Source organism: Jingyaoa shaoxingensis, from assembly GCF_014385005.1.
Classification (GTDB): Bacteria; Bacillota; Clostridia; order Lachnospirales; family Lachnospiraceae; genus Marvinbryantia; species Marvinbryantia shaoxingensis.
Map to the genome: position 1 here is coordinate 52631 of NZ_JACRSZ010000012.1, position 12043 is coordinate 64673.

Here is a 12043-nt window from a genome sequence, read left to right on the forward strand (position 1 = left end):
CCCTATTTTTCTGTCAGATATTCTTTCATCAGCTTGTTCAGCATGGTAGCCTGTTCCGGTCCGAATCCTATGCTACATTCTTTTAATACCACCCGTTTGCCCTGATGGCGCATGGTACATGCAAGCTGTACGGCGATCCGCTCATGATTACTGTCATATGGTACGATAAGGATCTCATCACAGCCTTCCGGTTCGATCTTCTGATGCTTCAATGCTGACAGCAATTCGTCAATTACCACTACGAATCCGATGGAAGGAGCATCTTTTCCGAAATGCTTCAGCAGGTTATCATAACGCCCACCTTTTACCACAGCATCTCCGCTCCCGTATGTATAACCGCGGAAAAAGATACCGGTATAATAATTATATCTGCTCAGCATACTCAGGTCAAAGCTGACATACTGTGCCACATCATAATATTCCAGAATGCGGTAGATCTCTTTTAACCGTACAATGGCTGCTCTTGCTTCTTCATTCGTCGCATACTCCATCGCTTTCTCCAGAATATCCACAGAACCGTACAGCTCCGGAAGTGCCATCAGTGCGTTCCTTACTTTTCCGTGAATCTCTAACTGATCCAGAATGGATTCCACACCGAAAATATTCCGGTTAGCTATAAAATCCTTTAATTTCCCTTCTGATTCTTCATCAATGATCACATCTTTTAAAATGCTCTTGAAATAGTCCAGCTGTCCCACGCTGATCTGAAGTTCTTTTAATCCTGCACTTTTCAGGCAGTCCACCACCATGGCAACAATCTCTGCATCTGCCTGCGGAGAATCAGCTCCGATGAATTCTGCTCCAAGATGCGTCGTTTCTTTCAGTCTGCCCTGATAGCTGGAATTGTTGATAAAAGTATTGCCCTGATAACAGAGTCTGATCTCGCCCTTTTCCTGCTGAAAATACTTGGATACGGCTCTTGCTATAGACGGAGTAATATCTGGTCTGAGCACGAGTGTATTTCCTTCCCGGTCAAAAAACTTATATAGATCCTTGGAGGGAGTCGTTCCCACTGACTTGTTAAACACATCAAAGAATTCAAATGTCGGGGTTTCAATGTCTCGGTAGCCATATCCTTTTAGGACTTCATGAAGCTTATTCTGGAGCTTCAGTTTTCTCTCACACTCATCATTGTAAATGTCCCGGACACCATCCGGTGTATGTAATAATCTTTCCATAATTTCTTCTCCTTGCACTTTTCTATAGTGCAGTGTTAATTCGCTAAATCACCGTATCATTATAAAAGTCTAAGGGCAAATTGTCAATCCCTGTGTGCCAAATCTTTTTGCAGTCCATCCAGATAGGGAACAAAAACTCCATGTTTGGGCTGCAGTGTATATTCCATATCCAGTTCTTCCATGCGGAAGCTTTTCCTGCCTCCCGCTTCCTTCCGGTTCCAAAACTTCATCATATCATGATAGGTCAGATAATAAAGCAGATCCTTGCTGCTGTAATAGATCAGCAGGAAAGCCACACCTCCCTGTTTTTCAAACTCTGTCATGAAGCGTACCTGATGCTCATGGAGATTCTGGAGAGCAAAGGTATCACTACTGCACTCCTTGGCATCAAAACACACTGGGATTCCCTGCACACAGCCTATATAATCCACCGTACTTTTCTGTTCAAAATAGGCCAGTGTAATATGCCGGCTCTGTTTATCCATCTGAATGGGCGTAATCGGTGTGGGGATTTTCTGTATCAATGCCAGTCCCTTTTCCAGATAGATCTCATTGGAGCGGTTAATCAGATCTTCTAATACCGATCCTCGTAAGCCTCTGGAATTCCATGTTGACATTATGCTTCTCCTTTCATGACTCTCTGGAATTCTCCCGGGAGCGGTGCAGTAAATTCTCTGCCTGAAAGATAGGAAAATGTTCCGGAAAGTTCCGGGAATACTACCCGCTGCGCATGAAGCATCTGACTGCGCACCCTGTAGTGCTCTTCATAATAGTGATTCACCGGTACATGCCCATACTTGCTATCCCCAATCATCGGATGTCCTATACTTGCCAGATGCGCACGGATCTGATGAGAACGTCCTGTCACCAACAGCACCTCCAGAAGTGTTGCATTCTTTAGCTGCTTTATCGGATGGTATTCTGTAATAATCTTCTTTGCATCCGGTACGTCTTCTTTCAGAATCTTTACTTTATTTGTCTTTTCATCCTTTAACAAATACCCTTCTATCCGGCTGGATTGATCGATATGCCCTTCTACCAGTGCACAGTAATACTTGTGCATTGAACGCATCTTCAACATCTCTGACAGTGCCTGTAAACCTGCCAGGGTCTTTCCTGCCAGTACCAGCCCGCTGGTGTTCCGGTCCAAACGGTTGCACACGGCCGGGCGGAATGTCTGAAGTTCTTCTGCTGTAATCTGACCGTTCTCGCACAGATAAGCGATCATCTGTTCATTAATAGAGATATCCTCAGGCTGTGCTTTCTGAGAAAGTACACCGATTGGTTTATTGATCAGCAGAATATGCTCATCTTCATAAATAATCTGATCTTTTTTCAGGGACGGAATCTTCGCAAAAGTCTCTGAAACTTTCGTTTCTTTCTTTTCTCCTATATTTACGGTACTGAACTTCTTCCAGGTGTCATCACTGAAAAAGATCTTGATGCTGTCCTCTTTTTCCAGAATTTCTTTTCCGGTTGCCTTTTTTCCATTTAAGGTAATATTTTTCTTTCGAAGCATCTTATAGAGAAAGCTGGACGGCGCAGTATTTAAATAGCGCCCCAGCAGCTTGTCTAACCGTTGTCCTGCTTCATTTGTAGATACCAGAATTTCTTTCATAATTATCTCCTGATTAATCTGTAATGAGTCCTCCATGGATTATTCCGTTTCCTGCCTTTTCCCTGATATCAGATGGAAATAGCCAGAATGACCGCTTTTACCAGTTCATTTCTGGTTGCGTTTGGATAACGTTCATCTGGCGTAAATGGCACCTGTGCTTCTTTTTCCAGATGATCCGGATATAGTTCATCCACTCTTCTGAGGAACTGCTTTTGATCCGTAAAGATCTTCACATTTGCCCGAAATCCATTTCCCTGAAGGATTTTTTTGATATGCTGTTCTGCAAAAGAAGGATCTGATTTCGGACTCTGGGTAAAACCGACTACATTCAGTCCGCTGATCACCATGCAGACGAACGGTGTATTTTTCTCGTATGCACTGACGGTTGCTTCGTAGATTACCGTCATATCTTTAACATGTGCTGCAATCTCATCGTACTGCTTTTGTGTAATCGGCTTCTGAAGCCAGATCATAATCATGTTTACCGCAAATTTGCTCGCTGGAAGACAGCCAAGAATTGCTACCAACGTAAACATATTTTTTCTTGTATGAGTAATATATAATCCCGTCAGAAAAATAATGACAGGAATAGCAAACATCAGTATTGTAATAGCCACTCTTTTTTTCTTCTGACTGTTAATATATCCAAAATCACCTTTTTGTATTTTTGCCATAATTGTGCCTTTCCTATTTCTTTTTCATCTGATGTACGTTTCGGATGGTCTTTTTCTTTCCAGTTCCCATACTTTTTCCATTTTTTCTGGTATCATGGTTTCTGATACCGTCTGTACTGCTTCGCTGATCGGCATTTTTTCTGTTTGCCGGCTGTTTTTCTCTGTTCCGGTCTCTCTGGCCAATATTTTTCCTCGGGCGAATCAGGCATTCGCTGCCAAATCCAATCAGATCTTCTCTATGCTCTTTTAAAAGTGCTTCTTTTACCAGATCGTAATTCTTCGGATCCCTATATTGAATGAGGGCGCGCTGCATTGCCTTTTCATGAGGATTCTTCGGCACATAGACCGGCTGCATGGTTCTCGGATCCACTCCGGTATAATACATACAGGTGGAAATGGTAGACGGAGTCGGATAAAAGTCCTGCACCTGTTCCGGCATATAGCCCAAATCTCTTAAGTACTCAGCCAGATCTATCGCCTCTTTTAATGTAGACCCCGGATGAGATGACATCAGATACGGCACCAGAAACTGATTCATACCATAAGCTTTATTCAGCTTTTTATATTTGTCCACAAATTTCCGGTACACAGCATTCTCCGGTTTTCCCATCTTTTCAAGGACTTCATCTGAAATATGCTCCGGTGCTACCTTGAGCTGTCCACTGACATGATACTGTATCAGTTCCCTGAAAAATGTATCATCTTTATCCTCTATCAGATAGTCGAATCGGATACCGGAACGAATAAATACTTTTTTCACCTTTGGCAAAGCTCTGAGCTTGCGCAGAAGCTGCAGATAATCAGAATGATCCACCTGAAGGTTCTTACATGGCTTTGGGAACAGACACTGTCTTTTCACACAGACCCCTTTTTCCAGCTGCTTCTCACAGGATGGCTGACGGAAATTCGCCGTCGGTCCTCCCACATCATGGATGTAGCCTTTAAAATCTTTATCCTCAATGAATTTTTTTGCTTCATTGAGCAATGATTCATGACTTCTGGTCTGAATGATTCTTCCCTGATGAAATGTCAGTGCACAGAAATTGCATCCGCCATAGCATCCCCGATTGCTGACCAGTGAAAACTTCACTTCTTCAATGGCCGGCACTCCGCCATCGCAGTCATACATCGGATGCCAGGTACGTTGGTAATCCAGTCCATATACGATATCCATTTCATCCTGCGTCAGAGGCTTCTGCGGTGGATTTTGTACTACAGCAATTCCATTTGGATATTCTTCTGCCAGACGCTTGCCACTGAATGGATCCGTATTGCAGTACTGAATATAGAAGCTTCTTGCATAATTCAATCTGTCTTCTGTCAGAGATTCATAGGATGGAAGTTTCATGACATCATAGACATCTTCCAGATGACTGGTTCTGTATACTGTTCCATCAATAAAGGTAATATCTTTGATATCCAGTCCGGAATCCAGTGCCTCAGCTATCTCAACAATAGATCGTTCTCCCATTCCATATGAAAGCAGATCTGCTCCGGAATCCAGTAATATAGAATGTTTCAGAGAATCTGACCAGTAATCATAATGTGCCAGTCTGCGAAGACTTGCTTCTATTCCACCGATAATCACTGGTGTCTTTTTATAAGTCTTACGAATCAGATTACAGTAGACAACCGTTGCATGATCCGGCCGCTTTCCCATGACTCCTCCGGGAGAAAAGGCATCCGTTCTTCGTCTCTTTTTAGATACGGAATAATGGTTGACCATGGAGTCCATGTTCCCACCTGATACCAGAAAACCCAGACGTGGTTCCCCAAGTACGGTAATACTCTTGTCATCTTTCCAGTCCGGCTGTGCAATGATCCCCACAGAATAACCGTGATGCTCCAGCACTCTGCTGATCACTGCATGAGCAAAGGATGGATGATCTACATAAGCGTCTCCTGTTACATATACAAAATCTAGCTGCTTTATCTTTCGCTGTGCCATGTCCTTTGTTGACACCGGCAAAAATCCATTTGTCATTCTTTTCCCCTAACTTTTTTTAAATTCTCTGTTTCTTCCTTCCTCAGTTTCCGGAAGGTTCCTTTCGCAAGGCTGTCATCCAGCTTCAGACTTCCCATGGAGATTCTCTTTAAATACAGTACTTCATGCCCGGTCACATGACACATACGCTTAATCTGATGATAGCGTCCTTCTCTGACTGTGATCTCAACTTCACTGTAATTCTCTGCTTCATTTGTACTTAATATACGAAGCCCTGCAGGCAGTGTCTGCTTCTCATCCCCGATGTCCAGCCCTTTTTCAAATAACGGTATGCATTCCGGTTCCATAATGCCAGACACTTTCGCGAAATAGGTCTTAGGCACATGCTTTTTCGGAGACAACAGCTGATGCGCTAGTTCTCCGTCATCTGTGATCAAAAGCAACCCTTCTGTATCCTTATCCAGCCTTCCCACCGGAAAAAGCCGCTCTTTTCTTGGAGAATCAATCAGATCCATTACTGTCTTCTCTGATCCGTCTCTGGTCGCCGTCAGATATCCTGCCGGTTTATGCAGCAGAATATACTCATGTTTTTCGCTGCTTACCAATTTCCCGTCAACCAGAATCTGATCTGTCTGCGGATCCACTTTTGTTTCACCACCTCTGGGGAAGAGCTCATTCACCTGTACTCTCCCCTGCTTCAACATTTTCTTTACTTCACTTCTGGTTCCCATTCCCGCATTTGCCAGGAATTTGTCTAATCGTTCTGCCATACCTTAAATTCTATCCCCTGTGCTTTATATCCTTCTGCAATAATATCCAGATTCTTATGAAAACGGATCAGCTTTTCCAGATTATCTTTCTCATAGACTTCATAGAATTCATCCTGGATCTTCGCCACATCACGCTTATTCGCCACTGCATACAGATTCTGTATGGTCAGAAGGATCTCTGTCACAATGTTCGCACGGATTTGCATAGAATTCTGCGCATCCATAATCTCATTGCGCACTTCTGACATCTCCCGGTCCAATACCACAATAGCATCTGCTGCATTGCACAGCTTCTCCTTGATATGATCCGGTATATTCTGCTTATACTTATACTGAAGGGAATGTTCTATGGTAGACCAGAAATTCATTCCCATGGTACGGATCTGTATCTCTACCTTCAGTGTCTTCGGTCCATTCAGAGTCTGCACTTGATAATCTACAATCATGTGATAACTGCGGTACCCACTGGTCTTCTCGTTGGTAATGTAATCCTTTTCCTCACGAACTGCCATATCTGCGCGAAATCGGATAATCGATACTACTTTTTCAATATCTTCCACAAACTGGCAAATGATCCGGATGCCTGCAATGTCATCCAGTTCCTGCTCCATCTGTTCCAACTCCAGATTCTTCTTTTTCAGTTTATCCAGAATACTGGATACCGACTTCACACGACCAGAGACTTCCTCAATCGGGCAATACAGCCCCCTTGCTTTATGTTCGTATTTTAAATGCTCGAATTTAGTAATCAGTTCTTTTACAGCCAGATCATAAGGATCCAGGAATTCTCTCCATAACTGTATTTTCATAGTTTAACACCTGCTTTCTGTTCTATTGCAGAGTAAATCAAAATAAAGTATACCACAGTCCTTTTTTCAATTCAAATGCAAAGGCGGGTTTTTATGAAGCATTTTCTGACCGGATTTACTATCTGTTTTCTTTTTCTGTATCTGTTGTTATTTCCACAAAACGGGTTGTACGCCTGCACTCATGCATTGGCGTTATGGTCTGGTTCTGTAGTACCGGCACTGTTCCCGGTTATGATTCTGTCCAGGCTACTGATCTCTACAGATATCCTTTACTTCATTCTGAAACCCATAGCATTTCTGTGCAGAAGCTTTTTTGATTTATCTTTTTATGGATCCTATGCTCTGCTTTTGGGCTATGTATGCGGATATCCCATGGGAGTGAAAACGATTGCCGATCTGGAAGATGATCGTCTCATCTCCCAGGAAGAAGGACACTTTCTTGCCAGATTTATTAATAACGTCAGTCCCAGTTTTCTTGTCGACTATGTCTGTACAGAACTTTTACGGAACTCTGTAGCTGCGTCTGCATGCATGGTGATCATATATGGTGCTTCTCTGACCTATGGCGCTGTCACAGCCATTTTTCGTAAAAATACAGGCAGCAGGCTCTCCTATACAGAGAAAGCTATCGCACAACCTGACCGGAGCCGCAAGAAATCCACTCGTTTTTCTTTCCTGCTGCTTCTGGATCATACTTTGGAAGACAGTATTTTACAGATTTTGAAAATTGGCGGATATATGGTTCTTTTTTCTGTGTTATCTTCAGTTGTATATGCAGTTTCCTTCTTACCTGATGAAGCCAGGGCGACACTGTCAGCTGTTCTGGAGATTTCCTGTGGTGCACAGCAGATTGCTCTACTCTCCTGCCCTGCTTTTCTCAGAGGGATCCTCCTGACCGCTTCCATTTCCTTTGGTGGACTCTGCAGTGCTTTTCAGTCTTCCGCTTTTTTGCAGCGAACAGGTACCTCTCTGCCAGAATATATAAAAGCCAAGGCAATGATTTCACTCATTGCCCTGGCATATTATCTGCTATATTCAAATTCTGTACATCTTTAAAAAACGTTTCTCTTATTCTTCCGCTTCAGCCTCTTCGTCTGCCGCAGCATAATCCTGCGGTTCATAATTGCTAGTATTCTGTGTCTGCGGAGACAGTTCCATTCTGTTCTTGGTAACGATATCATAACATGACTGAATGGAGTTAATGAATGTATTATACTTGGAACTCACTGTGTCTGATGCATGGCTCATGATCTGTTCCAGATTTGCCAGCATATCATCAGTATAGCTGATTGCGCTCATACGAATATTATTGGCATCTTCTGTAGCGGAATCCAGAATCTGCTGTGCCTGCTGACGGCTCTGATCCAGCAGCTGCTGAGACTGGTTTCTTGCTTCGTGCATAACCTCACTCTCTTCTACCATCTGCTGTTGTCTCTCTGTTGCATCGGCAATCAGTGCATCGGCCTTTGTCTGTGCATCGGCAAGAATCGCATCCTTATTGCTGATAATCTTCTGGTATCTCTTAATCTCATCTGGAGTCTTCATACGAAGTTCTCTCAAAAGTTCTTCCAACTCTTCCTTGTTCACTACGATCTTGGTAGATGACAGTGGCTGGAACTTACAACTGTCCACGTATTCTTCGATTTCTTCAATAATCTGCTCAATTCTGCTGCTCATCTTATCTCTCCTTACCAATTATTTCTGCATTTTTCTGTTAATCTCTGATACAACTTCTTCCGGAACGAACTTTGATATATCTCCTCCATATAAAGCCACTTCTTTGACTGTTGATGAACTCAGGTAAGCATACTCAAGACTGGTCGTTAAAAATATCGTGTCAATTTCCGGATCCATAATTCTATTCGTCTGCGCCATCTGCAATTCATACTCAAAATCCGTAATTGCGCGAAGTCCCCTTACCAGGAACTGCGCATGACATTCTTTTACAAAATCGATGGATAATCCATCAAAGGATTCTACTCGTATATTGCTGATATCCTTTGTCACTTTCTTAAGTATATTAACACGTTCTTCTACAGAAAACAACGGATTTTTTTTATTATTCTGCAAGACAGCCACAACCAGCTCATCCACCAGTGCTGCCGAACGCTTCATCACATCCAGATGTCCTAACGTAACCGGATCAAAACTTCCCGGATATACTGCTCTCTTCATACTTTTCTATTCCCTCACTGCATCATCTGAGCTCTTTTTTTCGATGAACACATGTGCATTTGTCTTGTATTTTTTGTATTTTTTAATCTTGTAGCCCATTGATTCCACCCAGGAGAATCCAGTCTCCAGCGAAGCCTCTACAATCAGCACGGTATATGCATCCACAAGATCAGAATTCTGCAGTGCCCGAAGTACCTGCTTCTCCCATTCATGGTTATAGGGTGGATCCATGAAAATGAAATCATAGGCCCCACGTCCTGCCAGACGCCCAAGTGCCTGGAAAACATCTGTCTGTAATACTTCAGCATGCTCCTGCAACTGTGTGAACTGCAGGTTCTCTCTGATACAGGTTGCCGCCTTCGGATTAGACTCCACAAATACTGCTTCCCGCGCCCCCCGGCTTAATGCTTCTATACCAATTGCCCCACTGCCACTGAAAAGATCCAAGAATCTGCATCCCGGAATGTCCGTCTGCAGCATGTTAAACAATGTCTCCTTTATACGGTCTGTCGTTGGCCTGGTATCAAGTCCCTCAATTGTCTTTAAGTTCAGATGTTTTGCCGAACCCGCAATTACTCTCATAACTTTTATCCTTCATTTTCACTGATTACATAACCTGCAAGATTGTATGCATGATCCGATATTCTTTCCAGATTCGTAAGAATATCCAGGAATGCCACACCGCTTACCGGCTTGCAGAGCTGTTTTGCCATACGGTCAATATGCTGATCTCTCAGTTCATCTTCCATATCATCTACACGCTCCTCATATTTACCAACCAGAACGGCCTGGTCAATATTACTTGTCTCAATCGCATGCACTGCACAGGTAAAACTGTCTTTTACCAGACTCATCATCTCAGAGAGTTCTCTTTCTGCTTCCTCAGTAAAGACGATTCGTCGTTCCGGCTCCTCCACGTTCACCAGTTCCGCAATGTTTTCCACATGATCGCCCACACGTTCAATATCACTTACCGAATAAAACAGATTCTTGATCAGTTCATGTTGCTTTTCTGTCAGGGACAGATTCTCAATCTCAACCAGATATTCTGTAATCAATTCTTCCATTTTATTAATTGTCTTCTCAGTGGAAAGTACTTTATCAATCAGTGTCTTATCATAACTCATCACTGCCTGACAGGCATCTTTTAAGTTCTCATTGGTGATCTCACCCATGTGCACTACTTCTTTAATTGCATTTTCCACAGCAAAATCCGGAGATTTTAAGATACGGCGATCCAGATGACGAAGTGTTGCCTTTTCGTCGTTCTCTTCTGCTATGCGATCGGCCTCTGTCTCTCTTACAACCAGACCTGACAGTTTTACCAGTCCCATCGCAAACGGGAACTGTATGATAACATCCACGATCTTAGCGCCTGTATGGAATATGGAAATACCAACGCTGTCAATCGGTGCATGTGCAAATCCCGGCATAATACGGAACAGAATGAATCCTGCTGTTCCCAGCACAATTGCACCAATTACATTGAAGATAAGGTGAATTGCAGCTACCCTCTTGGCATTTCTCTGAGCTCCTATACTGGACAGTACTGCCGGCATACAGGATCCGATGTCTGCCCCCAGACAGATGAATACTGCTGCACTGGTGGTTACTGCTCCACTTGTCGCTGCCAAAGTCTGAAGAACACCGACTGATGCAGAGGAACTCTGCATAATCACTGTAACAATCAGCCCAACTGCAATACCAAGAATAGGATTATTTCCCACTGCCATAAATGCGTTTGTGATAATCGGGGAATCCATATAGCTCTTTGCTGCCGATCCCATATAATCCAAACCGATGAACAGAAGTCCAAGACCGATCAATATCTCAGCAATGGTCTTTTTCTTGGATGACTTGGAAAATACGGTAATAAATACGCCAATTCCAAGAATCAGTGGTGCATACAGTGACGGAGATATTGCCTTGAAGCTGTCTCCTAACTGCCCCAGTGATACAATCCACGCTGTGATACAGGTACCGATATTTGCACCCATGATAACACCAACTGCCTGTGGCAGACTCATAATACCGGCGTTTACAAATCCCAGTACCATAACCGTAGTAGCACCACTACTCTGTATGATCGCCGTCAATCCCGCACCGACCAGAACAGCAACCAAACGGTTATTGGTCAGGATCCCAAGCAGCTCCTGCATCTTGCTTCCGGCAGACTTCTGTATTCCTCCTGACATGGCATGCATTCCATAGAGGAACATTCCCAATCCTCCGATAAACATAAATAAATTCGAGACGTCATTGATCGACATATATTCTCCCCCTGCTATTTGTATTCAACTAAAATATGGTCTCTGGTATTATACAATACTTCTCCAGTCCAGATCTCCATTTGCCAGCCCAAGCAACAGGGATTCTGCAGTCGCAATATTCGTCGCAATCGGTATGTTGTACTTATCACAGCATCTTGTAATGCTGTCGATATCTGCCTGTCTTGGATCCTGAAGCAGTGGATTATAAAAGAAAATAACCATATCCATGTCATTTCTCTCAATCATCTCTGTAAACTGCTTATCTCCACCGACTGCTCCCGGAAGAAACTTATGCACCTTCAGATTCGTCACTTCTTCTATCTTTCTTCCTGTGCCGCCTGTTGCATATAAATCGTGTTTACTGAGTATTCTTTTATAAGCAAGGCAAAAGTTTTCCATCAGGCTTTTTTTGCTGTTGTGTGCAATAAATCCTATTTTCATAATTTCATCCCTTTCCCCATACTAACCCATATTACTTTGTCTATTATATCATAATTTTCTGTAATATCAAATATTTTATAAAATTATCTGTATATTTGTAAATTGTTCCGCTTTTTGAAACAACTCCCAGTTTAAGAAAAGTCATATTTCACATACTATCCTT

13 protein-coding genes are annotated in these 12043 nt (G+C 42.9%); 1 reads left to right on the plus strand and 12 read right to left on the minus strand.

Going from position 1 to position 12043, the window contains the following annotated elements; translation table 11 throughout:
* Nucleotides 1-2 precede the first annotated feature (2 nt).
* The 7 genes from hisZ to H8716_RS11960 form a co-directional block, all read right to left on the minus strand.
* Nucleotides 3-1178: an ATP phosphoribosyltransferase regulatory subunit gene (gene hisZ / locus H8716_RS11930; protein ID WP_249309071.1), complete on the minus strand. Its 1176-nt coding sequence runs from the start codon at nt 1176-1178 to the stop codon at nt 3-5.
* Nucleotides 1179-1261: 83 nt separating this feature from the next.
* Entirely contained in the window at nt 1262-1795 is a 534-nt protein-coding gene (locus tag H8716_RS11935) for a Holliday junction resolvase RecU (protein WP_249309072.1), read from the minus strand.
* Nucleotides 1795-2796, minus strand: a complete 1002-nt coding sequence (locus H8716_RS11940; RefSeq protein WP_249309073.1) for an RluA family pseudouridine synthase — start codon at nt 2794-2796, stop codon at nt 1795-1797. The genes H8716_RS11935 and H8716_RS11940 overlap by 1 nt, the downstream gene beginning before the upstream one ends.
* Before the next feature lie 68 nt (nt 2797-2864).
* Nucleotides 2865-3470 (minus strand): hypothetical protein, encoded by a 606-nt coding sequence (locus tag H8716_RS11945; RefSeq protein ID WP_249309074.1) that lies wholly within the window; start codon nt 3468-3470, stop codon nt 2865-2867.
* Nucleotides 3471-3483: 13 nt separating this feature from the next.
* Complete coding sequence (locus tag H8716_RS11950; RefSeq protein WP_249309075.1) at nt 3484-5454, minus strand: YgiQ family radical SAM protein; 1971 nt, start codon at nt 5452-5454, stop codon at nt 3484-3486.
* Entirely contained in the window at nt 5451-6185 is a 735-nt protein-coding gene (locus tag H8716_RS11955; RefSeq protein ID WP_249309076.1) for a pseudouridine synthase, read from the minus strand. Before H8716_RS11955 ends, H8716_RS11950 begins: the two co-directional genes overlap by 4 nt.
* Nucleotides 6170-6994: a GTP pyrophosphokinase gene (locus H8716_RS11960; RefSeq protein ID WP_249309077.1), complete on the minus strand. Its 825-nt coding sequence runs from the start codon at nt 6992-6994 to the stop codon at nt 6170-6172. Before H8716_RS11960 ends, H8716_RS11955 begins: the two co-directional genes overlap by 16 nt.
* Nucleotides 6995-7087: 93 nt before the next feature.
* Between H8716_RS11960 and H8716_RS11965 the strand changes: the two genes are divergently transcribed.
* Nucleotides 7088-8050 carry a hypothetical protein gene (locus tag H8716_RS11965; RefSeq protein WP_249309078.1) on the plus strand — a complete coding sequence of 321 codons (963 nt, stop codon included), beginning with the start codon at nt 7088-7090 and terminating at the stop codon, nt 8048-8050.
* A gap of 12 nt (nt 8051-8062) precedes the next feature.
* On the opposite strand, the gene H8716_RS11970 is transcribed toward H8716_RS11965, so the two are convergent.
* From H8716_RS11970 to H8716_RS11990, 5 genes are read right to left on the minus strand one after another with little or no spacing between them, the layout of a single operon-like run.
* Nucleotides 8063-8671 carry an ATPase gene (locus tag H8716_RS11970; RefSeq protein ID WP_249309079.1) on the minus strand — a complete coding sequence of 203 codons (609 nt, stop codon included), beginning with the start codon at nt 8669-8671 and terminating at the stop codon, nt 8063-8065.
* 18 nt (nt 8672-8689) lie between these two features.
* Nucleotides 8690-9169 carry a pantetheine-phosphate adenylyltransferase gene (gene coaD / locus H8716_RS11975; protein ID WP_249309080.1) on the minus strand — a complete coding sequence of 160 codons (480 nt, stop codon included), beginning with the start codon at nt 9167-9169 and terminating at the stop codon, nt 8690-8692.
* Between the two features lie 6 nt (nt 9170-9175).
* Nucleotides 9176-9751, minus strand: coding sequence for a 16S rRNA (guanine(966)-N(2))-methyltransferase RsmD (rsmD, locus tag H8716_RS11980; RefSeq protein WP_249309081.1), 576 nt, complete (start codon nt 9749-9751; stop codon nt 9176-9178).
* A 5-nt stretch (nt 9752-9756) separates the two neighbouring features.
* Entirely contained in the window at nt 9757-11439 is a 1683-nt protein-coding gene (locus H8716_RS11985) for a Na/Pi cotransporter family protein (RefSeq protein WP_249309083.1), read from the minus strand.
* Between the two features lie 48 nt (nt 11440-11487).
* Nucleotides 11488-11880, minus strand: coding sequence for a methylglyoxal synthase (locus H8716_RS11990; RefSeq protein WP_249309085.1), 393 nt, complete (start codon nt 11878-11880; stop codon nt 11488-11490).
* Nucleotides 11881-12043: the final 163 nt, after the last annotated feature.